This window comes from Rheinheimera oceanensis (assembly GCF_018831085.1).
Taxonomy (GTDB): Bacteria; Pseudomonadota; Gammaproteobacteria; order Enterobacterales; family Alteromonadaceae; genus Alishewanella; species Alishewanella oceanensis.
In genome coordinates this window covers 225,043-249,546 of record NZ_JAGPNM010000006.1, presented here as the reverse complement: position 1 = coordinate 249,546, position 24,504 = coordinate 225,043, and the positions used below count along the sequence as shown (strand labels likewise).

27 protein-coding genes, 1 tRNA gene and 1 pseudogene are annotated in these 24,504 nt (G+C 50.0%); 22 read left to right on the top strand and 7 right to left on the bottom strand.

What is annotated here, in order from left to right:
- Window positions 1-9: 9 nt before the first annotated feature.
- The 5 genes from J3B89_RS14770 (at window position 10) to J3B89_RS14750 (ending at window position 3,148) form a co-directional block, all read left to right on the top strand.
- Complete coding sequence (locus J3B89_RS14770) at window positions 10-897, top strand: AraC family transcriptional regulator (protein WP_215398372.1); 888 nt, start codon at window positions 10-12, stop codon at window positions 895-897.
- 221 nt (window positions 898-1,118) lie between these two features.
- Window positions 1,119-1,499, top strand: coding sequence for a PA2779 family protein (locus J3B89_RS14765; RefSeq protein WP_251372446.1), 381 nt, complete (start codon window positions 1,119-1,121; stop codon window positions 1,497-1,499).
- Between the two features lie 6 nt (window positions 1,500-1,505).
- Window positions 1,506-2,489 carry a PA2778 family cysteine peptidase gene (locus tag J3B89_RS14760; RefSeq protein WP_215398371.1) on the top strand — a complete coding sequence of 328 codons (984 nt, stop codon included), beginning with the start codon at window positions 1,506-1,508 and terminating at the stop codon, window positions 2,487-2,489.
- A 103-nt stretch (window positions 2,490-2,592) separates the two neighbouring features.
- Window positions 2,593-2,811: a type II toxin-antitoxin system Phd/YefM family antitoxin gene (locus tag J3B89_RS14755; RefSeq protein ID WP_068236328.1), complete on the top strand. Its 219-nt coding sequence runs from the start codon at window positions 2,593-2,595 to the stop codon at window positions 2,809-2,811.
- The gene (locus J3B89_RS14750; protein WP_215398370.1) at window positions 2,804-3,148 is read left to right on the top strand and encodes a hypothetical protein; all 345 of its coding nucleotides are present in this window, start codon (window positions 2,804-2,806) and stop codon (window positions 3,146-3,148) included. The genes J3B89_RS14755 and J3B89_RS14750 overlap by 8 nt, the downstream gene beginning before the upstream one ends.
- Before the next feature lie 42 nt (window positions 3,149-3,190).
- On the opposite strand, the gene J3B89_RS14745 is transcribed toward J3B89_RS14750, so the two are convergent.
- Window positions 3,191-3,277, bottom strand: a tRNA-Leu gene (locus J3B89_RS14745).
- Window positions 3,278-3,657: 380 nt separating this feature from the next.
- On the opposite strand from J3B89_RS14745, the gene leuA reads away from it, so the two are divergent.
- The 5 genes from leuA (at window position 3,658) to J3B89_RS14720 (ending at window position 8,988) form a co-directional block, all read left to right on the top strand.
- Window positions 3,658-5,241 carry a 2-isopropylmalate synthase gene (leuA, locus tag J3B89_RS14740; RefSeq protein WP_215398369.1) on the top strand — a complete coding sequence of 528 codons (1,584 nt, stop codon included), beginning with the start codon at window positions 3,658-3,660 and terminating at the stop codon, window positions 5,239-5,241.
- Complete coding sequence (gene leuB / locus J3B89_RS14735; RefSeq protein WP_215398368.1) at window positions 5,238-6,326, top strand: 3-isopropylmalate dehydrogenase; 1,089 nt, start codon at window positions 5,238-5,240, stop codon at window positions 6,324-6,326. The genes leuA and leuB overlap by 4 nt, the downstream gene beginning before the upstream one ends.
- Window positions 6,326-7,768 carry a 3-isopropylmalate dehydratase large subunit gene (leuC, locus tag J3B89_RS14730; RefSeq protein ID WP_215398367.1) on the top strand — a complete coding sequence of 481 codons (1,443 nt, stop codon included), beginning with the start codon at window positions 6,326-6,328 and terminating at the stop codon, window positions 7,766-7,768. The genes leuB and leuC overlap by 1 nt, the downstream gene beginning before the upstream one ends.
- A complete protein-coding gene (leuD, locus tag J3B89_RS14725; protein ID WP_215398366.1) occupies window positions 7,765-8,367 on the top strand; it encodes a 3-isopropylmalate dehydratase small subunit in 603 nt (200 codons plus the stop codon). Before leuC ends, leuD begins: the two co-directional genes overlap by 4 nt.
- A 327-nt stretch (window positions 8,368-8,694) precedes the next feature.
- Window positions 8,695-8,988: a MafI2 family immunity protein gene (locus J3B89_RS14720; RefSeq protein WP_491009106.1), complete on the top strand. Its 294-nt coding sequence runs from the start codon at window positions 8,695-8,697 to the stop codon at window positions 8,986-8,988.
- Between the two features lie 464 nt (window positions 8,989-9,452).
- Here J3B89_RS14720 and J3B89_RS14715 read toward each other — a convergent pair.
- A pseudogene (locus tag J3B89_RS14715) lies at window positions 9,453-10,495 on the bottom strand (IS110 family RNA-guided transposase).
- 188 nt (window positions 10,496-10,683) lie between these two features.
- Here J3B89_RS14715 and J3B89_RS14710 point away from each other — a divergent pair.
- The 11 genes from J3B89_RS14710 (at window position 10,684) to J3B89_RS14660 (ending at window position 17,072) form a co-directional block, all read left to right on the top strand.
- Window positions 10,684-11,421 (top strand): hypothetical protein, encoded by a 738-nt coding sequence (locus J3B89_RS14710; RefSeq protein ID WP_215398364.1) that lies wholly within the window; start codon window positions 10,684-10,686, stop codon window positions 11,419-11,421.
- A gap of 67 nt (window positions 11,422-11,488) precedes the next feature.
- Window positions 11,489-11,794, top strand: a complete 306-nt coding sequence (locus J3B89_RS14705) for a hypothetical protein (RefSeq protein ID WP_215398363.1) — start codon at window positions 11,489-11,491, stop codon at window positions 11,792-11,794.
- 96 nt (window positions 11,795-11,890) lie between these two features.
- Window positions 11,891-12,211 (top strand): hypothetical protein, encoded by a 321-nt coding sequence (locus tag J3B89_RS14700; RefSeq protein ID WP_215398362.1) that lies wholly within the window; start codon window positions 11,891-11,893, stop codon window positions 12,209-12,211.
- A gap of 181 nt (window positions 12,212-12,392) precedes the next feature.
- Entirely contained in the window at window positions 12,393-12,779 is a 387-nt protein-coding gene (locus J3B89_RS14695; protein ID WP_215398361.1) for a DUF6152 family protein, read from the top strand.
- A gap of 6 nt (window positions 12,780-12,785) precedes the next feature.
- Window positions 12,786-13,262 (top strand): DUF6644 family protein, encoded by a 477-nt coding sequence (locus J3B89_RS14690; protein WP_215398360.1) that lies wholly within the window; start codon window positions 12,786-12,788, stop codon window positions 13,260-13,262.
- A 110-nt stretch (window positions 13,263-13,372) separates the two neighbouring features.
- Complete coding sequence (locus J3B89_RS14685; protein ID WP_215398359.1) at window positions 13,373-13,714, top strand: gamma-glutamylcyclotransferase family protein; 342 nt, start codon at window positions 13,373-13,375, stop codon at window positions 13,712-13,714.
- A gap of 35 nt (window positions 13,715-13,749) precedes the next feature.
- Window positions 13,750-14,529, top strand: a complete 780-nt coding sequence (gene blaOXA, locus J3B89_RS14680) for a class D beta-lactamase (protein WP_215398358.1) — start codon at window positions 13,750-13,752, stop codon at window positions 14,527-14,529.
- Between the two features lie 6 nt (window positions 14,530-14,535).
- On the top strand, window positions 14,536-14,940 hold the full coding sequence (locus J3B89_RS14675; RefSeq protein WP_215398357.1) for a DUF2784 domain-containing protein: 405 nt from the start codon (window positions 14,536-14,538) through the stop codon (window positions 14,938-14,940).
- A gap of 66 nt (window positions 14,941-15,006) precedes the next feature.
- On the top strand, window positions 15,007-15,453 hold the full coding sequence (locus tag J3B89_RS14670) for a YybH family protein (RefSeq protein ID WP_215398356.1): 447 nt from the start codon (window positions 15,007-15,009) through the stop codon (window positions 15,451-15,453).
- 5 nt (window positions 15,454-15,458) lie between these two features.
- On the top strand, window positions 15,459-16,343 hold the full coding sequence (gene sigJ, locus J3B89_RS14665; RefSeq protein WP_215398355.1) for an RNA polymerase sigma factor SigJ: 885 nt from the start codon (window positions 15,459-15,461) through the stop codon (window positions 16,341-16,343).
- 138 nt (window positions 16,344-16,481) lie between these two features.
- A complete protein-coding gene (locus J3B89_RS14660; protein WP_215398354.1) occupies window positions 16,482-17,072 on the top strand; it encodes a uracil-DNA glycosylase family protein in 591 nt (196 codons plus the stop codon).
- Between the two features lie 36 nt (window positions 17,073-17,108).
- Here the strand turns inward: J3B89_RS14660 and J3B89_RS14655 are convergent, their stop codons facing one another.
- A complete protein-coding gene (locus J3B89_RS14655; RefSeq protein ID WP_215398353.1) occupies window positions 17,109-18,059 on the bottom strand; it encodes an aq_1923 C-terminal domain in 951 nt (316 codons plus the stop codon).
- Between the two features lie 158 nt (window positions 18,060-18,217).
- Here J3B89_RS14655 and J3B89_RS14650 point away from each other — a divergent pair, with 158 nt between their 5' ends.
- Window positions 18,218-18,850 carry a trimeric intracellular cation channel family protein gene (locus tag J3B89_RS14650; protein WP_215398352.1) on the top strand — a complete coding sequence of 211 codons (633 nt, stop codon included), beginning with the start codon at window positions 18,218-18,220 and terminating at the stop codon, window positions 18,848-18,850.
- Here the strand turns inward: J3B89_RS14650 and J3B89_RS14645 are convergent.
- The 4 genes from J3B89_RS14645 to J3B89_RS14630 all read right to left on the bottom strand — a co-directional run bounded on the left by J3B89_RS14645 (window position 18,816) and on the right by J3B89_RS14630 (window position 24,402).
- Window positions 18,816-19,889, bottom strand: a complete 1,074-nt coding sequence (locus J3B89_RS14645) for a PepSY-associated TM helix domain-containing protein (RefSeq protein WP_215398351.1) — start codon at window positions 19,887-19,889, stop codon at window positions 18,816-18,818. The genes J3B89_RS14650 and J3B89_RS14645 overlap by 35 nt on opposite strands.
- A 16-nt stretch (window positions 19,890-19,905) precedes the next feature.
- The gene (locus J3B89_RS21410; protein ID WP_215398350.1) at window positions 19,906-21,993 is read right to left on the bottom strand and encodes a TonB-dependent receptor; all 2,088 of its coding nucleotides are present in this window, start codon (window positions 21,991-21,993) and stop codon (window positions 19,906-19,908) included.
- Between the two features lie 91 nt (window positions 21,994-22,084).
- Complete coding sequence (locus J3B89_RS14635; protein WP_215398349.1) at window positions 22,085-22,807, bottom strand: response regulator; 723 nt, start codon at window positions 22,805-22,807, stop codon at window positions 22,085-22,087.
- The gene (locus tag J3B89_RS14630; RefSeq protein WP_215398348.1) at window positions 22,804-24,402 is read right to left on the bottom strand and encodes a sensor histidine kinase; all 1,599 of its coding nucleotides are present in this window, start codon (window positions 24,400-24,402) and stop codon (window positions 22,804-22,806) included. The genes J3B89_RS14635 and J3B89_RS14630 overlap by 4 nt, the downstream gene beginning before the upstream one ends.
- Window positions 24,403-24,504: the final 102 nt, after the last annotated feature.

Genomic DNA, 24,504 nt, shown 5'->3' with positions numbered 1-24,504 from the left:
GTAAGCAGCATGGAACACAATAGGCTACGGCAAAGACTTTTGCAGCTGGTACAGCATGCTGCAGTGAATGAAGGTTTAAATAGCACGGCGATCCCCAATGTGTTTTGCTACAAAATCTGCCGCCCCGGGATCACCATGCCGGCCGTGTATGAGCCTTGCCTGTGTATTATTGTGCAGGGCCGCAAAAACGTGCTGCTTGGCACTGAGATGCTGTCTTATGGCGAACTGGAATTTCTTATCGCCTCAGTAGACCTACCTATTTTGGGCACTGTTGTTGAAGCGTCAGAACAACGGCCGTATTTTGTTATTCAGATAAATATCGATGCCCGGTTGCTGTCTGAGTTGCTGCTGCAAATGGAGCATCTGGCTGTGGCCAGCAAAACGGCGAAAAGCGGCTTGTTTATCGGCCAGGTAGACCGGCAAATGGGCGACAGCCTGTTGCGCTTATTTACACTGCTGGAAGAGCCCGACGATATCCCGGTATTAAGCGAAGCACTGATCCGGGAGATGCACTATCGTATGCTGCGTAGCCATTACGGCAAAGAAATCGCGCAGATTTCGCTAAAAGGCACGCCGACACAACGCATCTCTGTTGCCATTCAAAAGCTGCGTCGTGATTATGATCAAACGGTAACGATAGAAGAACTGGCGAGCCTTGCCGGTATGAGCGTGTCTTCTTTTCATGTGCATTTTAAAGCAGTAACCAATATGAGCCCATTGCAGTTTCAAAAATCGGTCCGGCTGGTAGAGGCGCGCAGCTTAATGATTTCACAGCAAATAGATGCGGCCAGTACAGCGTATAAAGTTGGCTATGAAAGCCCATCGCAGTTTAGCCGCGAATATGCCCGTATGTTCGGCCGCCCGCCTGCACGGGATATTGCCAGAATAAGGCTGTAAACAGTTGAGGTGTTAAACCCATAATTAAACGGAAACTTTCCTTGCTGTTGTCGGCGCACACGCCGGAGCTGATGTGTTGGCGCCGGTTGCTCTTTGCTCAGTTGCACGGGGCCGGTATATGGTCTACTCTGTGAAGCTCCGCATATTTAACAGTCAGCGTTGTAAATCTTATTTATAGAAATTAAGTTTTCCCTAAGAACAATAAGTTGAAGGATACATGCATGATGAATAAATTTGTAATAGTCGGCATCGCAGTTGCGATGTTGATCTTCGGTATGGGCCAGGCAGCAGCCGGGGTATACAGTTCAGAGCAGGTTATAGCGGCTCAGCAGCACCAGTACAATAAACAACAGGTGTTGTCTTTTGTCGACAGCGCCGAAGTGCAAAACAAACTGATTGAACTGGGTGTTAACCCTGATGATGCCAAACAACGTATTGCCGCCATGACTACGGCAGAGCTGGATGCGTTAAACAACGAACTGAATGATATGCCGGCAGGTGGTATCGTGGGTGTTATCGTAACAGTACTGGTTGTCGTTGCCGTGCTGGATCTGATGGGTATTACTGACGTTTATCCGTTTATCCGTCCAATAGGCTCGTAGTTCTTTATGCGTTTACTGTGGCAGGCCGGCCTGTTGGCTGGTCTGCTGATCACTCTGACAGCCTGCCAGACCCCACCGCAAACTAAACAATTATTGGCTGCGCCACCTGATATTGCCCGCCGGCACTTTATTGCCCAGGTACCTTTTTATCCGCAGCAAGAGTATTTTTGTGGCCCCACTACGTTGTCTGAAGTTGCAGGCTTCTATGGTCTGCAAAAAAGCCCGGTTGATATTGCGCCTAATACCTTTACGCCGGGTCTGGAAGGTACACTGCAAATTGAGATGGTAGCCGCTACCCGGCAACTGGGTTTGCTGGCGTATGAGCAAAAGCGCGCCAATATGAGCCAGTTGTTAAGCCTGGTGGCAGATAATATTCCGGTTATTGTACTGCAAAACAATTCTATTGCCTGGCTGCCGCAGTGGCATTATGCCGTGGTGATTGGTTATGACATTGATACAGCAGAAGTTATTTTACATACCGGGGTTACAGAAGCGCACCGGCTTAACTTTGCCACTTTTGAGCGTACCTGGCAGCGCGGCAACTACTGGCTGTTAGCTATGTTGCCCGGTGATAAAACCAGTTTGCACCTGGATCCCTTTTTGTTCACTAAAGCCTGCCAGGATTTACTCAACACCGGCCAGCCTGATGCCGGCCTTGCTGCGCTTAAAAGTGCCACCCGGCAATGGCCGGACTACTGGCTAAGCTACTTTTTATTGGGCAATTATTATTTTTCCACCCAGCCTGTTGTTGCAGCCAACTGGTTTGCTCAGGGTTTGCCTTTTGCGCAGCAAGAAGTTAGCTACCTGAACAATTACGCCATGCTATTAAGTGGGCTGGGTTGCCACAGTAAAGCGGCAGAATTAATCGCCACGGCATTGCAAATAGCACCGCAGGATGACAATTTGCTCGATAGTGAAAAGCAAATTATTCAGGCGCAACAAACAGGGGCTGATGTTGTACCGCAATGCCAGATCCAGGCTTTGCAATAAGCCAGATAACCCGTAATAGCGTGTTCAACTGACTTAGGTTGGTGCAGTGGACAATTATCTGCTAGGCTAAATCAGTCTGAATAAAACCTTTTTAAGGTCGGTTATGCAAACTGAAACAATTACCTACTTAAAAGAGCACGCCAACACGCTGGAACTACGCGAAGAGCTACTGATCACTAAAAATGGCAAACCGGCTTTTGTGGTGCAGTCTTATCAGGATTATCAGTTTCAGCAAGACACGCTAGCACTGCTAAAAATGTTGAAGTTGTCGGAAAAGTCATTGCAAGTGGCGGAGCTAAGTCTGGATCAGGCATTTGAGTAGCACTTATACCGTTGTTGCGTCGCCGCTGTTTAAACTATCACAGCAGCGGCTTGCTGCATTTTTAACCGAAAAATACTCCGCCACTCTGACGCAAAATACGCTAATGAATATTAAACAGCGCATTAAGCAGGATCTGGTAACGCATCCCACCTTGGCACCTATCAGCGAACGTTTGCTGGCGCTGGGTATTGCAGATTACCGGCAGTGGCAGGTAGATCAACATAATCTGTTGTTTTACCGGCTCAATGAACAAAAGCAACGTATCGAATTATTATTGCTGATGGATAGCCGGCAGAGTCTGCAAAAGCTGTTGTTTGAGTTAATTCTGCTTATCTGATAGCGATAACAATGAGAAGTAGAGGGTATAACAGCTAAGAAATGGTGCCCGGGGCCGGACTTGAACCGGCACGCCCTTTCGAGCGAGGGATTTTAAATCCCTTGTGTCTACCGATTTCACCACCCGGGCAGAGTCGTTTGCGGCAAAGCGCTTGGTAAGACGGCGCGCATCTTATGTAACCTTGGCGTAATATGCAAGTGGTTTTCATCGCAGATAAAGTTTTTTGCCGTTTAGCCATCTATACTGTTGCAGTTGAAAAATAACCATGCTATTACTATTGGCGTTTTGCTAACCAATGTAATGAACAGAGCAATTAATGAATTTTAACCGTCGCGTTTCTACAATTAGCCTCCTCGTGCTCCTCACCGGCGCGCGGGGTGCTGCTTATTGGTAAAAACGTAACGAACCGATAAAGCTAAAACCCCGTGCCACTGGCCGGGGTTTTTTGCATTTTAAGCCCCCGCCACAGGTTGCAACCTAAACCGAGATAACGGAACAGGAAACACAAGATGAGCGGCGATAACAAAATTTGGATCTTTGACACCACCTTACGTGACGGCGAACAGGCACTGCGCGCAAGTTTAAGCCAGAAGCAAAAAATTCAGCTGGCGCATGCCATTGCCAGGCTGAATGTTGATGTAATGGAAGTAGGCTTTCCGGTATCCAGCCCCGGTGATTTTGACTCTGTGCAGCGTATCGCACGCGAAGTAAAAGGCCCGATTATTTGCGGCCTGGCCCGTGCTGTAAGTGCCGATATAGAGGCCTGCGGCGAAGCGTTAAAAGACGCCGAGCGGCGCCGTATTCATACCTTTATTGCCACCTCACCGCTGCATTTACAGTACAAATTGCGTAAAACCCTGGCCCAGGCCAGCGAGCAGGCCGTAGCCGCCATTAAACTGGCCAGCCGCTATACTGACGATATCGAGTTCTCCTGTGAAGATGCCGGCCGCACGCCGATTGATGATTTATGCTGGATAGTTGAGCGCGCCATCGCTGCCGGGGCTACCACCATTAATATTCCGGATACCGTTGGCTATACGATACCAAACGAATTTGCAGCCATTATCAGCACGCTACGCAATAAGGTGCCGAATATTGATAAAGCCCGCTTAAGCGTACACTGCCATAACGATTTAGGCTTAGCGGTCGCCAATAGCATCAGCGCAATACAGGCCGGTGCCCGCCAGATTGAATGTACGGTAAACGGTATTGGTGAACGTGCCGGTAACTGCTCGCTGGAAGAAGTGGCGATGATTATCAATACCCGTAAAGACGTATTGGCGCCGTTGTATACTGATATTAAAACTACCGAGATTTACCGCAGCTCTCACTTAGTCAGCCAAATTTGTAATATGCCTATTCAGCCGAATAAAGCCATTGTTGGTGAAAACGCCTTTGCCCACAGCTCCGGTATTCACCAGGATGGCGTGTTAAAGGCACAAAACACTTACGAGATTATGGCGCCGGAGCAAGTCGGTATCCGTCAGAACGAGCTGAACTTAACTTCGCGCTCGGGCCGGCATGTTATCCAGCACCGTTTAGCTGAATTGGGCTACACCAACAGTGATTATGACCTGGAAGCAGTATACAAAAGCTTCGTGGCGTTGGCCGACCAAAAAGGCCGGGTGTTCGACTACGACTTAGAAGCCCTGGTATTTTTTGAAAACATGCAGGAGCAAAACGACTACTACGCGCTGGAGTTTTTAAGCTCATCCACCCATACCGGCCACGTGGCCAGCGCTACTGTTGGCCTGCGCTGTGGCGATAAGGTGTTTACCGAAGCGGCTACCGGCAATGGTCCGGTAGAGGCAGCCTTCAGTGCTATTGCCCGTATCAGCAAACTGAATATCAAGATGGTTGATTTTAACTTACAGGCCAAAGGCAGTGGTGAAGACGCGTTGGGCCAGGTGGATATTATTGCCGAGCATGAAGGCCGCCGCTTTCATGGTGCCGGTTTGGCTACCGACATAGTGCGCAGCTCGGTGCTGGCCTATGTGCATGTGCTGAATATGATCCAGCGCGCCCAAACTATCGATGCGCATAAGCATGCGCGGCAAACACATTCAAAAATCGCAGCAGGTGAGCAGCAATGAGTAAACAGATAAACAAGCACTACAAGATTGCCGTACTGGCCGGTGACGGCATAGGCCCGGAAGTGATGGCTGAAGCCGAAAAAGTATTACAGGTAGTAGCCGATAAATTCCGGTTTGGCTTAACCTTAACCCCGGCGTTAGTCGGCGGCGCGGCGATAGACGCCACCGGCGAGCCGTTACCGGCAGCGACACTGGAATTGTGCAAACAAAGCGATGCCATTTTATTTGGCTCGGTTGGCGGGCCGAAATGGACTGGCCTGGCGCCAGACAAACAGCCGGAGCGTGGTTCTTTATTGCCACTTAGAAAAACCTTCGATTTATTCTGTAATTTGCGCCCCGGCCAGATTTATCCGGCTTTTGCCGATTTATCGCCGCTGCACCCACGCGTTAGCAGCTTGGGCATGGACGTACTGTGTGTACGCGAGCTGACTGGCGGCATTTATTTTGGTGAAAAAGGCCGCACTGATACTGATGCTTTTGATACCCAGCGTTACAGTGTGACGGAGATTGAGCGCATTGCCAAAGTCGCCTTTGAGGCGGCAACAAAACGCAGCAATAAAGTGACATCAATCGATAAAGCTAACGTGCTGCAAACCAGTATTTTATGGCGCGAAACTGTTGAGCGGGTGGCGAAAGATTACCCCGGCGTAACGCTGGAGCATATGTATATCGACAACGCCGCTATGCAGTTGATCCGCAGCCCGCAGCAGTTTGATGTATTGCTGTGCGACAACCTGTTCGGCGATATTTTATCTGATGAAATTGCCGCCATTGCCGGCAGCTTAGGTCTGTTGCCTTCGGCTAGTTTAAACGGCAGCGGCTTTGGCTTATACGAGCCAGCCGGTGGCAGCGCACCGGATATTGCAGGCAAAGGTATTGCCAACCCGATAGCGCAAATTTTAAGTGCCGCCTTAATGCTGCGCTACAGCTTTGGCGAGGAAGACGCCGCCCGCGCCATTGAGCAGGCCGTGCAACACTGCCTGGAGCAGCACATAGTAACGCGCGATATTAACCCTAAATCCACTTACGGCACGGCTGCGGTTGGTGCAGCTATTGTTGCCACTTTGCGCCAGGAGAACCAATAATGGGCCAGGCTACTGCTAACGCGAAAACCCTATATCAAAAAATCTATGCCAGCCATGTGGTGGGTAAGTTAAACCCAAGTACCGATTTATTGTACGTTGACCGGCATTTAATTCACGAAGTTACCTCGCCGCAGGCGTTCTCCGGTTTAAAACTGGCCAATCGCAGTGTGCGCCGGCCCGACCTAACCTTTGCCACTATGGACCATAATGTGTCAACGCAGCGCCGTAGTATCGACGCCGCCGGTGACACTTCACGCAAACAGCTGGAAGCCTTAGCAGCCAACTGCGAAGAAAACCGTATTCCATTGCTGGATTTAACCCATCCGGATCAAGGCATAGTGCATGTGATTGGCCCGGAGCAGGGCTTAACCCAGCCTGGCATGATCATTGTTTGTGGTGATTCGCACACCTCTACCCACGGTGCTTTCGGTGCACTGGCTTTTGGTATTGGTACCTCAGAAGTCGAGCACGTACTGGCCACGCAAACGCTGCCGCAGCAGCAGGCCAAAACGTTAAAAGTAGAGATTAATGGCAAGTTAAGTGCCCATGTTACGCCAAAAGACGTGATTATGGCGGTAATAGGCAAGCTGGGTACTGCCGGTGGTAATGGCTATGTTGCCGAGTTCAGTGGCAGTGCTATCCGCGCTATGAGCATGGAAGGGCGCATGACACTGTGCAATATGAGCATTGAAATGGGCGCCAAGGCCGGGCTGATAGCGCCGGATCAAATCACCTTCGACTATATCAAAGGCAAGGCGCATGCGCCCAAAGCCGAGCATTGGGACGCAGCCGTGCAATACTGGCAAAGCCTGTATTCTGATACCGATGCCGTGTTTGACACTGTGGTGGAGATTGATGCCGCCGCCATTACGCCACAAATTACCTGGGGTACTAACCCCGAGCAGGTAATGGCAGTGGATCAAAGCGTACCCTCACCGGATAGTTTTACTGATGTCACCAAGCGCGATGCCGCCGAGCGGGCGCTGGCTTATATGGGGCTGGAACCCGGGCAAAAGCTGACCGACTGTAAAGTAGATGTGGTGTTTATCGGCAGTTGTACTAACAGCCGGATAGAAGACTTACGCGCTGCCGCAACTGTGGTGCAGGGCAAAAAGGTCGCTGCCGGCGTGCGCGCCTTGGTGGTGCCGGGTTCCGGGGTGGTAAAACGCCAGGCTGAGGCCGAAGGCTTGGCTGTTATTTTTAAAGACGCCGGTTTTGAATGGCGCGAACCGGGCTGCAGTATGTGCCTGGGTATGAACGATGACAGAGTTGAAGCCGGCCAGCGCTGTGCTTCTACCAGTAACCGTAACTTTGAAGGCCGCCAGGGCCGTGGCGCGCGCACCCATTTGGTTAGCCCGGCGATGGCAGCAGCAGCGGCGATTGCCGGTAAGTTTGTTAATATCGCAGCGGCGGCAACCACAACCAACGGAGAGCAGGCATGAGTAAGATATTTGCACAGGGCCTGGTGTGCCCGCTGGATAAAAACAACGTTGATACCGACCAGATTATCCCGAAGCAGTTTTTAACCAGTGTCAGCCGCGACGGCTTTGCCGAAGCGATGTTTTTTGACTGGCGTTACCTGGCTGATGGTGCGCCGAACCCGGACTTTGTTATTAATAAGCCGGAATACCAGGGTGCCAGTATATTGCTGACCCGCGCTAACTTTGGCTGTGGCTCCAGCCGCGAGCACGCGCCCTGGGCCATTAAGCAATACGGTTTTACCGTGATTATTGCTGAAAGCTTTGCCGATATTTTCTTTAATAACAGCGTCAATAACGCCATGTTATTAATTCAGTTAAGTAAAACCAATATCGACTTGCTGTTTAATCGTTGCCAGCAAGGCCCGCAGCAGTGGCAAATTGACCTGGCCAGCCAGGAAATACTGTTCGGCAATAACGCGGCTATGGGTTTTAATATCGACGCCGATATTAAGCAGCGGTTGTTATCCGGGTTGGATTTTATCGGCTCAAGCGAGCAGTTAAATGCACAAATTGCCGACTACGAACAAAGCCGCAAAGCCAGCCAACCCTGGCTGGGCTAAACACTAAGGCTCTATCAGCGGCGATCCAACGGGCTGACAGCTAACACAAACACCTCAGCGGCATATCTGCCCTGAGGTGTTTTTTTATATTGTTGCCTGTGCTATCTACCTGCTATAAATTAGTGACTTAAGGCAGCGTGGCATAGAAATATAACGCACAGCCACCGAAATATAACGCATGCTTGTTTTTTCAGACGGTGAAAATAGCAGTTGAAAATTTGTTGTTATTTTCCAATAAATTATCAATTTCTGTTTACTCTATCGGAATTGAGAAAACGAGCATGCTCAAGAATAAAATGTTATGCATGAGTAAGATCGTGGGCATCAATGGATATAGCTAGAAGAGTACAGATCGCAATGTTAGGCGAAGTTCCTCATACACTTCGCTTTCTTTACGTGTCGCTAATCGATAAAAAATTGAGTTTCCATGCGGTTTTTACTGATGATGCAACAGACGATCATCTTGAATCAGCAAGTTGCGTGTTAACGGAAATAATTGCTAGTTGTCCACGTAATGTAGTTCTCAATGAAATTATTGAACGAGATAGTAAAAAGCCATGGAAAATAGGTGGCGGTGACAATCTGATGTATTTAAGGTACGGAGAGTTAAGTCATGCATAACACATATGAGCCTTCCCGGAGTCAATAGGTAAAACCGCTCTTCTGGTCGCGTCAGCGGCCAGGCCCTTGTCCATCAGCAAGATAGACTGCTTCATCTGTCATTATGGTTGCCAGGCGATAGCCTGCAACAAACACATATCGGGGCTCTCTTATCTCATGCTCAATGAGCGCCTGCTGATTTCAGCATCCTTGCTGACAGCAGGGGCACCAGACATTCATCGGTTAACCTGTTTGGCGCTATTCAAGACGTCGGGCTTAAAGCCAGTTAGTTTCAGGCTCAGCACAGGTGCAAACCATCTTGCTGATGGGTATGCGCAGCGACAAGGTGTCTAATCAAAGCAATCTGGTTACGGCAATGTGCCAGAAGGCGGGCGATTCAGCTTATTGCCAGGGGCTACCCAACCATCATTTGAGCATCAGCCATGGTGTTCCAGTTAGACGTTCAGCTCACCTTGTCCCGCGACTTAACCGGCTAAGAATCGCTTTTCATCAAACACCTTCTGATTTTTCAGCATGTAATAAACGCAGCGGCCAATTTTATGCGCCAGAGCGCTAAGAGCCTTGGCTTTGCTCATGCGCTTTTGTAGTTTCAGCAAATAAGCTTTGGCCTTGTCGTTACCGCGCAGGTACAGCACGGCAATCTCACCGAAGGCCCACTTCAAATGGGCATTGCCGATTTTGTTACCTTGTGTGCCATAGCTTTTGCCTGCTGACTCGGCTTTACATTTAATCAGCCGACTGTATGAGGCAAAGTCCTGTACTGTGTTAAAGCGGCCAATACTGCCAATCTCATACAGAATGGTCAGTGCCAGAATACGACCAATACCGGGGAAACTGGTCAGGATGTGGTAATCACTACCGTTATGATGTTTCGCATGTTTTTCAATAAAACATTCAACGGAGCTGAGTTCGTGTTTGTAAAAAGCAATGATGTTCAAATCAAGGTCGATATTGCGTTGTACACAGTCATCATCAAAGCGGTTTCGCATGGCTTCCCGAGCAAAGTCATAGCGTAAGTTCAGATTATTTGGCGACAAATTGTATTGGCTGGTCGTGTTTTTAACGTGCGCTTTAAATCAGCACCGTGACGGACGATACGGGTTCGGCGGCGCAATAAGTCACGGGCAGCACGCATTTCTGGCGGATAAACGTATGCCAGTGGGAAATTGCCACCACGGATAAGATGAGCGATTTTATAGGAATCAATGCGGTCGTTCTTGGCTTTACCGCCATGAATGGCTTTCATATACAGCGCATGACCGAGAATAAAGTCGATACCGTGTTCAGCACAAAAATCACTAACCCAGTACCAGCAGTGCATGCATTCAACGCCGACAACAATATTGCCGATGTAAGGTGCTAATAAATCGAGCAAAGGCTGTGGTAATGCTTTAATTTCACGGTGTAAGATGGTTTCACCGGCAGCATCCAGAATGCAGACGTACAAAGAGCGTGCATGCAAATCAATTCCACAATAGTACGGATGTTGTGTAGTATAAAATTTCATTGAGTCTTCTCCTTTTTGGTTTGGTCGCCTTCCAGCTTAGCCAAATGGCTGGGCTGGGGAGAAGGCTCAATGAGTATCAAGGCGCTGTTGTCGCCACTGTCGTGGCTGGGACGGCTTTCGCTGCGCTTCAGCCGCTCCAAAGCTATGCGTTAGAGATCACTTCAAACATATTCAGTGGGAATCGCTAAATGAAAGACGTCATGGATGCAATAAATTCTCGAATAAAATCGCCATATTTTGGATATGCTGTTTTGGCGTTCTTTGCGCTTAACTGGCGTGGAATATTCTTACTGGCAGTATCAACGGGTTCTCCAGCTGAAAGACTACAGCTGTTTGATACAGAAACAAGTTTCTGGGGCCTTGCCATACTACCTTTAATTGTTGGTGCCTTAGTTGCGGCATCAACTCATTGGCTAAGATACTTATTTCTCCTAGTTGCAAAAAAGCCGCTAGGGTTGATAGAAAATTCAAATCTTGAGGCTGAGCATAGAAAATTTATTCGTCAGGCAGAGCTTGAGCAGGTGCGTACTGACTTAGCTGCAAAGAGAGAAAGCGAACTCATTGATAGAGCAAAAAGAGATGAGTCTATTGCGGAAATATCAGATGAATCCAAGAAGAAGGAGCTAGAAGAAGAAATAAAGAAAATCAGAAATGAGAGAGATGCCAAACTATCGGAGAAGGCTAGAGAATTGCTATTATCTGCCGCGTCAGAAGATAAAGGAGTAATCATGACTCCGAAAACTCTGGGAGAGCAAAGCATACAAGCAGGGAAGAAATCATTCGGAAAGAATTCAAAAAGAGATTATGCGGCATATGAATCCGCACTCAATGAACTTGTTACGAGTGGCTATGTTCAGCCTGTTGGCCACAAAGGCGAAATCTATGAGTTAACACATGAAGGGTGGCAGCTCGCGGATGCCCTCTAACAAAGCCATCAAATTCGCTCCCTGCGGCCGCCGGACGGCGACGTTATGGTTCATCGAGGAATAAGTTTTGCCAAGTATTGATGCAAGGATAAAAAAGGTACTTAAATATATCAAAGAAAACCCTCGGTGTAATTCCAAAGGGCTAGAGGCTGATCTAGTTAAAGATCTAATAGAACAAGGCTTTTTAAGCGGAAATATTTCTCGGACTCTAAATTCACCAACGTATTGTTCTCAATTGCTACTTACCTCTAATGGTGAGAAAAGGCTTGAATCACTGCGTTTTACTAGTTTGCCAAAATGGTTTTGGCCTTCTATTTTTACTGCGTTATTAGCAATAGTCGGCACTGTAATACTAAAATCTATGGGTTTTTAATATGCAAAAAACCATAACAAAAGTGTCAATTTGATACACTTACGCTTCGCTTTAATGCGCAAATTACACTGGCGTTATATTTTTCGGAGAGTTTAAGTGCACGATTTCGTTGGTAAATGGCATATCACTTGGATGTCAAACTGGGATCAGGACTATGTAGATTTAGTTGAACCCGGTTATTTTGAGTTTACAGATGATGGCTTGGGTGAATTTGCTTTTGGTGCTGTAAAAGGTTGGGTTGATGTCCGGGTTTCTACACGCGTTCCGTACATGGAGTTTTCATGGCAAGGCGAATGTGAAGGCGATGATCTTTGTGGTCGTGGGAAAATTGAGTTCACAACTCCTTTCAAAGGCGAAGGCGAAATATTCATTCATAACAGTGACGAATCAGAATTCATCATTGAAAGGAAAAGATAACAATAGCCATAAAAAACGCGCCCCTCGTGAGCCCGACCCGCAACACATTATCCGCTTATACTGGCTGGCGTTATGTTTGCCTGCGAAGGCGGATGCAAGAAACCTGCTCCCACCAACATGGCAATACCCTGTCAGCTTTGTATACTTAAGGTCGGTTTAATTTAGCGGCAGGGTAAAATATATGCGTAGCAAAAACACGAAAATTACGGTTATCAGCGCGCTGGCGGCGATGCTGCTTTGGTTACCCGAAGTGGCAGCGCACCATGGCTGGAACTGGACCGAAGATAAACAAACAGAAATGACCGGCACTATCACAGAGGTTTTTATCGGGCCGCCTCACCCGCGGCTGATGATTGAAACCGATACCGGCCCCTGGCAGGTAGACTTAGGTAACCCCCGGCAAACCAAAGCTGCCGGTTTTGTTGAAGGCGAAGCCAAAACCGGTGATACGGTGCTGATACGTGGCCACCGCTCTGCCAACAAAGATGAGCATATTATCAAAGCCGTACGTGCAACTATTAATAGCAAGCAATATACCTTTTACCCTGAACTGCTGCGTGAGGATTAAGCCGCAATGCTGACGGCGTTGTTGCTTAATCTGGGCGATACGGCGTTAGCATCGGCACTGCGCCAGTCGGATATCGGTTATCCGCTGGTAGCCTCAGCACATATTCTGGGTCTGGGGTTGCTGGTGGGTAGTATTGTCACGCTCGACTTACGTATTTTAAGCATCATTAAGCGGGGCTCTCTTAGCGAACTGGCGCCGTTATTAAGCCGGGTCGCAGCGTGCGGCGTTATGCTGGCAATACTAACCGGGGTGTTGCTGTTTAGCGTACAGCCGGCACACTATCTTGGCAACAGCGCTTTTCTGCTAAAACTGGCACTGATCAGTCTGGCGCTGATTAATGTGGCGGTGGTACATGGCCTGCCGCCCTGGCGCGCCATTCTGGCAGACCAGCCAGCTACCTTGCTGCTGAAACTTAGTGCCTTAATCTCACTTACACTATGGCTTGCTACTCTAACTGCCGGTCGTTGGATCGCTTTTGTTTAGCGTTGGCGCTAATGCCGCTTTGCAGCCTGAAAGGCGCTGTACCTTCGCTTATTGCGGCAGTAAACTTAGCGCACTCAACACTCAACACTCAACACTGAGCAAGGTTAACCATGGCTAAACTATTTTCTTACGGTACTTTGCAACAAAAAAACGTCCAGTTGGCCAACTTTGGCCGCGAGTTAAGCGGCAGCAAAGATATTTTGCAGGGCTATATTATCGGCGAGGTAGAAATAACCGACGAGCGGGTACTACGCGAAAGCGGCAAAGCGTATCACCCGATTTTGCGCCTTAGCGGCAATAATGCCGATGAAGTGCCGGGTACGGTATTTGAGCTGACCGATGCCGAGTTGGCGCAGGCCGACGACTACGAAGTGGATGCTTATGTGCGGGTAAAAGCAAGGCTAAAGTCCGGCACTGAGTGCTGGATTTATGCAGCAGCAGACCTGATTTAACGATGTTTGACATAGTACTGACTTAAGGGGCCAAGATGAAATCACTATTTACCATATTGCTACTTGTTACCTGGCCTGGCTTCGCATCTGACTGGCGTGACAACTCAGAAGTTGAAGCTTTGTTCACACAGGCGGGTATAGCCGGCACTTTTGTACTGTATGATGTCGATGCTGATCAGTTTATTGGTTACAACCAGGCTCGCGGCAAAACACGATTCATTCCAGCGTCGACGTTTAAGATCCCCAATAGCCTGATTGGTCTGGCAGTAGGCTCAGTAAAAAATGTTGACGACATTCTGCCTTATGGCGGCCAACCACAACCTTTTGCTGCCTGGGAAAAAGACATGGCTCTGCGTGATGCGATTACCGTATCCAATGTGCCAGTTTATCAGGAGCTGGCCCGGCGCACTGGTCTTGAACGCATGCGTGAATATGTTTCGGCATTTGATTTTGGTAATGCAGATATTGGTGTAACGGTTGATACCTTCTGGCTGCAAGGGCCGCTGAAAATAAGTGCAGCTGAGCAGACACTGTTCTTGGCAAAACTGGCAAAAAACCAGTTACCTCTACCTAAACACATTCAGCAAAATGTGCGTGAAATTATCTTACTGGAACAAGGCGAGAACTGGCAGCTATATGGTAAAACCGGTTGGGAAAATGTGCCGGGTCCCGGTGTAGGCTGGTGGGTTGGCTGGGTGCAAAAAGAAGGGCGTATTTATACGTTTGCGTTAAATCTGGATATTAAAAACGCGTCCGATGCAGGTAAGCGGGTAACGCTGGGTAAAGCCAGCCTGGAATTGCTGGGGTTATTGTGAAATAACATGGCAAAAACCTCGTTACTTTTAGTACTGGCCGATACCATTCTAGTTGCTCACTTCTTATTTGTGTTATTCGTGGTATTTGGCCTGGTGGCCATTTACTGCGGCTATGTTCTGCATTGGCGTTGGGTAAAAAACCGTACTTTTCGTATTGTGCATTTAGCTGCTATCGGCATAGTAGCACTGCAGTCATGGCTTGGATTAATTTGCCCGTTAACCGTTTGGGAAATGGCACTGCGCGATAAGGCCGGTGCCGCAACCTATAGCGGCTCTTTTATTCAGCACTGGCTGCAGCAACTGTTGTATTACACTGCGCCGGATTGGGTATTTATGCTGCTGTACAGCGGTTTTGCCGGCCTGGTACTGGCCAGTTGGTTTCTGTTGCCGCCCAGGGCGCGCAAGCATTAACACCTTGCTGTCACATTTTACTGCGCTGATTTGTCTTATTGGTACTGACAATTGCAGGAGTTACCGATGACGACAGAACAATTACATCAGGCGGCTGAATTGCCGTTGTGGCACGGCGAATTTAGCGAACAGGATAAACACGATATTGAACAGCTGCGTGCCAGCCAGGCTGCGGCTATAGTTGCCGGTGATGCCAACGCCTATGCACTGCTTTGCAGCGATGATATACAGCTGCTGATCCCATCCAGAGAGCTGGTGTCCGGTAAGGCCGCTTTTCTGCAGACAGAGCAGGCGCTGTTTCGCCACGCCAGCTTTACCGGTTTTCAAAAGCAAGCAGCGCTGGTGGTACGAAGTGGCGATTTAGCCTACGAAGTGGGCGTACAGCAGGTACAGATAAAAAACCAGACTGATACCGCTGGTGTTTATTCCGCAAGGCAAAAGTATACGCATATCTTCCGCCGTACCAGCCTGGGCTGGCGCTTTGTTGTATTAATGTCTAATTCAAACGAGTAGCGGCGATGTCGGATAAACGAACAGAAATTTTTGAGCTGCACCGTAAAACAATTGAAGGGTTGGCTTACCGCATGCTGGGTTCGCTCACGGAAGCCTATGATGCGGTGCAGGAAACCTATTTGAAATGGCATCATGCCGATGTGTCAGCAATAGAAAGGCCGCGGGCCTGGCTAATTACGGTATGCAGCAGAATTTCTCTGAATCAGCTGCAATCAGCCCGCAAACAGCGGGAGTTATACGTTGGCGAGTGGTTGCCTGAACCCTTACCGGATGAGCTCACCCGGCAAACAGCTGACCCGGCGCAGCAGACTGAACTGAACGATACGCTGTCATTTGCCTTACTGCTGACATTAGAGAAACTTTCGCCGCAGGAGCGGGCTGCATTTTTGCTGCACGATATTTTTGAGCTGAGTTTTGCTGATATAGCGCATGTTCTCGGTAAATCTGCAGTGCAATGCCGGCAGTGGGCAACGCGGGCCAGAAAACGCATTCGTCAGCATAGCCAGCGTTTTATTACCACGCCGCAGATGCACAACGCGTTGCTTGAGGGTTTTATTGATGCGACACAGCAACATGATGCCGACAAGTTAATTGCGCTGTTGGCGAATGATGTGGAGCTGTACTCTGACGGTGGGGGTAAGGTTGCGGCCTTAGCGGAAGTGCTGCGTGGTGCCGCCGACGTTGCCGGCTTTCTGGCTGGAGTTTTTGCTGCATATCAGCAAAACGGCATTGAAATCTGTTTTCAACCGCAACGCTTTAATGGCTCACTTGGCGTATTAGTGTTTGAAAATAACCAGCTTGCCACTGCTATTACTATCGAAACTCATGCCGGGCGTATTCAGCATATCTACGCGGTACGCAACCCGGACAAGCTGAAAGGCCTGCATTAATGGTAAGCAGTTACCTCAGAGCACCGACGGTTGCAGGGCTGTATCGTCACTGGTTGTTGTAACGACGTTGGTTGCGGTTATGCTGATAGCAGCAGCGGAAAAGCACTTTTTTGATTGACGGGGTAAAATTGCACGCAGATGGATAATCACAACGATGCCAGCACTGAGCTACTTAATAAGGTGCGCCACTGTCGCTTGTGCACGGCGCATTTACCGCTTGGGCCAAGGCCCATTTTACAGTGGCACCCGCAAGCACGTATTTTAATTGCTGGCCAGGCGCCGGGGCAAAAGGCGCATGATGCTGGCTTGCCGTTTGCTGATGCCAGTGGTGAGCGTTTGCGGCAGTGGCTTGGTTTGAGCGCAGAGCAATTTTATAACCCCAAGCTGGTGGCAATATTGCCGATGGGTTTTTGTTTTCCCGGTACCGGCAAAAGTGGTGATTTACCACCCCGGCCAGAATGTGCCCCTGCCTGGCGCCAGGCATTATTAATACCGCTAAAACAGTTACAACTCACTCTGGTGATAGGCCAGTATGCACAGGCTTATCATTTACCGACAGCCAAATCATCGGTAACCCGCACCGTGGCATCCTGGCAGGATTACTGGCCAGACATCATCCCGCTGCCACACCCAAGCCCACGCAATAATATCTGGTTAAAACGCAACCCCTGGTTTGCCGGGCAGCTGTTACCAAAGCTACAGGCCCGGGTGAAAGAGGTTTGTTACTGAAACCGCAGTAGTGTTGCCGGGCTTATCAGGCCTGTCTTAGTTAGCGGTCAGTTGCAGATTGGCGTATTCAATCATCGCTTCCGGTGTCTCCAGGCCAGGCATGGGTTCACCGCTGGCCAGCTGTTCAAACTGCAGTGGTTCGGCAAAGCTAAATGTCAGCTTTAACTTTTCCGGTTTATTAACAAAGGCTGTCAGGCTGTCTTTCATTGGCTGTGGCAAAGGTTCCAGCATTGAAATATTCAGTAGCGCCATGCCTTGTATGGTTTTTAGATCCGGTGCCTGGCCCTGCTCGGCCGCCATAGCAATAGCACGCTCAATAAAACCTTTATTTTCAATAGTAATATTGCCACTGTTTAATGCGCCGGTAGCCAGTTTAGCCATTACCTGCTGTACATAGTCTTCGCTAACGGTAAGTGCTTGCTGTTGTTCCGGTGACATGGCGCTGAATTCTTTAGCGTATTGCCAGAACTGCTGCATTTGCGCCAGGGTAAAGTCATAGCTCAGGCTAAACTCGTCATTAATGCGGGTGTGCTGGCTAAATAACAGTTGGCCATTGGCCTGATACTCGTAACTGTAATCACCGTGCAGCGCTATGCTTTGCACAAAGGCGCTGATGTGGGGCGGCAGTAATTGTAATGCGGCAGGTGCGGCTTTAATTCCGGTGATTTGCATACTGGCTTTGTCAGCCAGGCTTTGCGGTTTAACACCTTTAGCAGTGATAAGGTCGATAGTGGCAACATTGCCCAGCTCTGCCATGGTAACTTTCAGGCCACTAATGCTGTAACTTGAGGTGAGCACGTTAGCCGATACATCTTTATACGCTAATGAAAATTGAGGCATTTCACCGTTGTCGGCAAGGTCACGGTAGCTTTGGTTTGCCTGTTCAATCTGCTGTTTAATGGCGTCTTCTGCCAGCATGTTGGCATAATACAATCCGCCGCCTGCGGCTACAGCTACCACAACCAACGCTATCACTGACTTGTTCATACTAATCCTTTAAAAGTGTTTGTTAAAAAAACGGTAAAATGTTAACACAAACCGCGCTGGCCGAACAGTAAAGCAGGCGGCTTTTTTATAGAGCCACCGCCTATTTACGCTGTTGCTAAAGCCTGTTACTTTGGCCGCTAAACAGCCCGGGGGCAGATATGGAAAGCTATTTTCACTGGTTTGATTTATTGGGCATTGCGGTGTTTGCTATTTCCGGCACTTTAGCCGCATGGCGCAACCAGATGGATGGCTTTGGTGTAATAGTGCTGGCCAGCGTTACTGCTATTGGCGGCGGTACCTTGCGCGATGTCATTCTTAATGCCCCGGTGATCTGGATTAACAATAACAGCTATTTTTACGCCATTTTTATCGCGGCTGTGGCTACTATTTTGCTGGTACGCAACCGCTTAACCATCCCACATAATACTCTGCAGCTGTTTGATGCGCTGGGGTTGGCATTCTTCGTTATTATGGGTACGCAAAAGGCGCTGGATCACGGCACTTCGACTATGGTTGCCATTTTGCTGGGCACGATGAGCGGAGTTTGCGGCGGTATGATCCGCGATGTATTGTGCCGTGAGGTGCCAATGGTGTTTCGTGGCGAGTTATACGCTGTAACCTGTATTTTCGGTGGTGTGGTTTATACCGGCCTGCTGGCACTGGGCGTGACGCAACTACCCGCTATGCTTAGCGGCATGCTGGCGTTATTGTTGCTGCGTTTGGCCGCCATGAAATGGCAATTAACGATACCGGTGTTCAGCAAGCATCATAACGAGCTGAACGAGCCTTAAGCCGGCGCCAGCTAAACAGCAGCCCCAGTAGCAATAGGGCCAGGCTGAGCACGCCGGTTAGCAGCAACGCCAGCTGATACAAGGTGCCGCCCACGGCAGCCAGATGCAGCGGGTAAAAACTGTTTCGCAACCGCTCTGCCGTTGTCAACTCCGCCGCCGGTACGGCGTACAGCACACTGTTATCCAGCGGATTAAGTTGCAGTACGCCGCGGCCATTCGGGTGCCATTCGTCGCTGGCCTTAGCGCGAAAGCTTATCGGATCAGTGTCCTTTTGCCGCAGACTCACCAGCCGTAGCGACTGCAGTGGCCAGTGCTGCTGCGCGCTTTGCAGTGCAGCTGTCCAGTTAGTGGCATTAAGCGGCACTGCCGCGATATGGCGTACCGGTTGTGCCGGCGGTGCAGAGGGGGGAATTAACGTGTGCAGTACGCTTTGGGTTTGCTTACTAAATACCATCATAGCGCCGGTGGCACTGGTTAGCAGCAACAGCGGCAACAACAGCAGTGCCAACACACTGTGGTACTGGCGTAAGCTACGCATGCTGCTGTCGGGTTTTGGCAGCTGAAACAGGCGGCGGTTAAAACGGCGTGGCCACCATTGCCACAGGCCACTGAGTAACAGCAGCAGGCTAAGCAGGCCGATAACGCCGTTTATGGTATGGCCGCCTTCACCCGCCAGTAAATGCAGATGAAAATCGTACAGCCAATCCAGCCAGTCGCTATGCACACTGCGGGTTAACAGCAACTGATGCTGTTCATTGTAATAGTGGCGCTGGTTATCGAACGTAACGGCTTCCAGCCAGAGTGCATCGGCAGAGGGGAATTTCACATAACGAAACTGTGCATCTTGCTGCAATTGGTTTAGCAGTGGCCCCCAGTGGCTGATATCGGCCACTGGCTGAATATGCTGCAACTGCGGGTATTGCCAGCGCAGCAGCGGGTTTTTATACAGCAACACCGCGCCGCTAACGCCCAGCAACACCAGCCAGATGCCAAGCGCCCAGCTTAGGTAGCGATGCAGCCGCGCCGCGGTTAAGGCCATTTAGAATAAGCTCATTTTAAAAGCTATGGCTCCAGCTTAAGTTTAGCGTGCGGCCGATACCGGCAAAGTAACGGGCATTGGCCGGGGTGCTTTGGGCGTAATAAGTAAAATACTGTTTGTCGGTCAGGTTTTCTATGCCCAGAGTCCAGCGGCCATAGTTTGTATCATAGCTGCTGCTTAAATCCAGGGTGGTATAGCCGTTAAACTGTTCAGCGGTATTTAGCGTATGGCTAAACAGAATATTGGCCTGCAGGCGGCTGCTAAGCTTAGGCAACCATTGCTGTTGCCAGTGCAGGTTTAACCGCTCCGGTGCGATATTCACGCCACCCAGATCGGTGTCAACCTTGCCGTCGTTATCACTGTCAAAGCGGCCATTAGTGCGGGCATAACTAAAGCCCAACTGGCTGTCAGTGCTAAAGTAGTACTGGCCTTCGGCTTCAATACCGTCTATTTCGGTTTTTTCCCGCATTACGCTGTAAATGCCATCGGCATCGGGTTCTAAGCGCGAGCCTAAATCAGAGTCGGAGCGATAGGCGCTGGCGCGCAGTTGCCAGTTGTCAAAGTTGAACTCTACCCCCAGCTCCAGATTGTCGGAAATTACCGGCTGTATAGTCAGAAAGCTGTCTACTGACAAGCCTGGGGTATTGATATCCCGCAGTACGCGGCCCACGTCCGGCATACTAAAGCCTTCGCTGTAGCTGGCATACAACCGGACATTGGCATGCAGTTGCCATACCGCGCCGGCGTTTAACAGCAGTTCGGTAAAGTCTGGTTCGCCACCGACAACAAAGGTGCTGTTGTAAGATGCCAGCGTAGTAAAATCAGCGACTTTCAGCTTACCGTATTCATAACGGCTGCCAAGGCTAAAGGTCCAATCGGGTACTGCGCTGTAACGTAATTGGGCAAAAGGCGCGATATTATTGAATTTTGCCTCCGGCACCCAGTTGCGGCCGGTCAGCGCCAGTTCCTGATAGGTTTTATCCTGTAACCAATCAACGCCGGTGCTTAAATCCAGCGCGTTTACTGCCAGATTAGGCTTAAACCAGGTTAAGCGGCTGCCGTACTTAGTGGATTTATTCTGTGATTGATCATACAGGTTCTCGCCATAAGCCGGATCCTGGAATGCCGCAAAGCGGCCACCGCCATATAGCGCCGCAAAGTCCTGTAAAAACAGTTGCCAGCTTAAACTGCCGCCAAACACCGCCTGGTTAGTGTAATCGAGAGTGGCCGTAGTCACTTTATTCTGTGGGGCTCGGCCTTCGGTTTCGCCACGTACCGAAGTGGCTGCTATGCCCTCATTCACATTGCCCGCTACCTGCACATAGTTGCCGTTACCGCGCAGCTTATAATGGTTTACCATCAGCTGCAGTGTTTCCGTATTGCTTAATTGCTGCCGGGCTTTGATAAACACATCTATGCTGCGCGAGTCCATCGTATCGCCCTGGGTGCCGTCAACGCCAATCAGTTTGCCATTGCCATCGCGGTACATCCCGCTATCGCTGGCCGCTACGCCGGCTACCACAGCTAAACCCTGTTGCTGGTAGCTATGCAAATAACTGGCTTTATAGCTTTGGCTATCGCTGCCGCCGGCCGTAGGTGTGGTAAAGCCGGCACTAAGCTGATGGCGGTTGTCAGCGGCAGATTTGGTAATAATGTTAATAATGCCGCCGCTGGCGCCCATACCCTGAATGGCATTGGCACCGCGGATCACTTCAATACGTTCTATCATCGCCGGATCTATGGTTTTACCGTCGCGCGAGCCGTTACGTAGCGGGTTAGATTGCGGCACACCGTCAATCATATACAAGGGTTCGCGGCCGCGCAGTGTTTCGCCGGCTGAAGTCAGCTTTTGCCGGCTGGGTGAAAAACCGGGTAACAGGTTGCCCAAAATGGCCGAAATATCCTGGGTAAACGCCAGCTGGCTGGCAATTTGCTCTTGCGTGATCACGGTAATGGTGGCCGGTACTGTACTGACCGGCGCACTGCTGCGTGTGGCGCTTACCTGAATATGCTCTATGGCATCGTCGTTGGCCTGCAGCAGCGGGCTGCATAATAACAATGACAAAGCGATGCGGGACGGGGTAAAGCGGGGCAGAGCAGACATAAGCAACCTTATTAACATAAAATGCAATGATAATGGTTCGCATTTATAATTCTACTGTTAACAAAAGTCAAGCCAGCACTGCATAAGCCGGTTAACGGCACTTACGATAGCTGCGTTCTGGCCGGCCGATAGCGCCGTAGTGTTGATCGACCATTAGTTCTGCACTTTCCAGCAAATATTCCAGATAACGTCGTGCGGTAGAGCGGCTGATGCCCAGTTGCTCGCCAATGCGCTGGGCGGTGTAGGTTTGCCCGGGCGTAGCATTGAAAACCTGCCGTACTTTTTGTAGTGTCAGGCCATCAACGCCTTTGGGCAGACGCATATTGGTATGGTCTTTACTGTTGTCCTTGGCAGTGTCGGCCGGGTTTAAAAACAGCGCATCCACCACCGATTGGGTCACTTCCTGTGCGGCAGATAAATGCTGTTGTTTTTCTTCAAACCGGCTTAACGCCTGGTCCAGCCTGGATAACATTATCGGTTTAACCAGAAAGTCACACACCCCCAGCTGCATGGCTTTTTCCAGCACCTGTACTTCTTTGGCGGCAGTTAACAACATAATTTCACTTTTAGTGTCGCGGGCACGTAGCTCTGACAGCAGCGTCAGGCCGTTACCATCTGGCAGATACACGTCCAGCAATATCAGCGCCGGGTTTAATGCCGATAACACCGAGCGCGCTGTGGCCAGATCGCTGGCAATACCCAGTACCTGATAACGTGGTGCGTTAGCCCGCCTTTTATCCGGCGACAGTAAGTACTGCGCCAGTAATTGCGCTACTTCTATTTCATCTTCCACTATCACAACGCTGTAGGTCATGTGTTTTGCCTGCCGTGTTTGGGGATAAACACACTGAGCCTGGCACCGCCAAGATCAGACTTACCCACCTCCAGCGTGCCGCGACAGGCATCAAGGTGGGTTTTTACCAGATACATACCGATGCCGTGGCGGGCATCGCTTTTTGAACTGTACTGTGGGGTGAAAATGGTGTCCAGATCGGCAGCCAGGCCAAAGCCGCTGTCTTCGACATCAAAAATCAGGTTAGTACCCACATCGTCCAGCGTTACCCGCACTGCCGGCGCACGAAAGCGCACTGCATGTTGTGCCGCTTCCAGCGCGTTGTCGATCAGGTTACCCAGTATAGACACCAGTTCTGCCATATCTTTGCGCTCTATCGGCGCTAACTGGCTGTCACTGCTGACTTCAAAGCGGATATTCATCTCCCGCGCCTTATGGTGTTTACCCAGCAATAAACCGGCAATCAGTGGCTCGCTGATGTGCTCCAGCAGGTTATGAATTTGTGCCTGAAAGCCTTGTGATTCCTGGCCAATCAGCTCTATGGCTTTATCGTAGGCACCCATCTGAATTAACGCGCCCAGAGTGTTGAGCTTATTGGCATAATCATGGGTTTGCACCCGCAGTAATTCGGCAAACTCCTGTAACTTGGCCAGTTGCTGGCTTAAGTATTCCAGTTCATCCACCGGGCGCATGCTTAGCAGTACACCATCGGTTTGGCCTTGTACCTGTAACACCGAGCGCCCCATAACAATGCGTTTACCGGCGGCAAACAGCTCAAATCCGCGGATTGGCAGGTGCTGATCGGCCAGCAGATAAGCGCTGTGATCGGGCAGTACCTCATGCAGGCTAAGCTTGCCGTTATGCCGCGCCGGCGCCAGCTCAAGTATTTCACAGGCGCGCTGGTTTAGCTTGCGGATACGGCCATCGGGGTCTACGGCGATAATGCCGGAGCGCACGGTGTTTAAAATAGCTTCCTGTTCGGCAAATAAGCGGCCGATTTCATCCGGTTGCAGGCCAAAAATAGCATGGCGTACCCTGCGGCTGATCCAGATAGAGCTGAATATACTTAATGCCACCAGTAACAGGCCCAATAGCAGCAATTGCAAGCCGTGGCTGTACAGCAAAGGCCGGATCGATTGCTCTAAATAGCCTACCGACACCAAACCAATAATAGCGCCGCTATCGCTTAGCACCGGCACCTTGCCACGGATAGACAAACCTAAACTGCCGGTGGCTTCTGAGATATAACGCTCGCCGTTAAGTGCGCGCCGGCTGTCATCGCCTACCATAGCCAGGCCAATTTTGCTGTCGTCGGGGTGGATAAGCCGCCGCTGTAAGGTGTCGCCAAGCACAATAAAGTCGGCCTGAGCCAGCTGGCGCAATTGCTCTATAGCACCAAGCAGGCGGTTGTCGGCGTAGCCAAGTTGCAGCGCGTGTTGCACATCGGGCCGGCTGGCTACGGCATTGGCCAGGGTTAACGCCCGTTCACCGGTTTGCTGCTGCAGGTTTTCTGCCAGTAGCGCATACACTATGCTGCCAAATACCAGCAATTGCAGCAGGCACAGGCCGGTAACCCAGAGAATTAACCTTGTTTCGAGCTTTTTAGGTCGTTTCATGCTGCTCCTGCTGTATATCAGGGAGTAATTTAGAGAACCGTCTTACTCACGCTAACACGCCGTAAACCCTTCCCTGGGGGCTCGATTCGCCCGTCCGGGGCT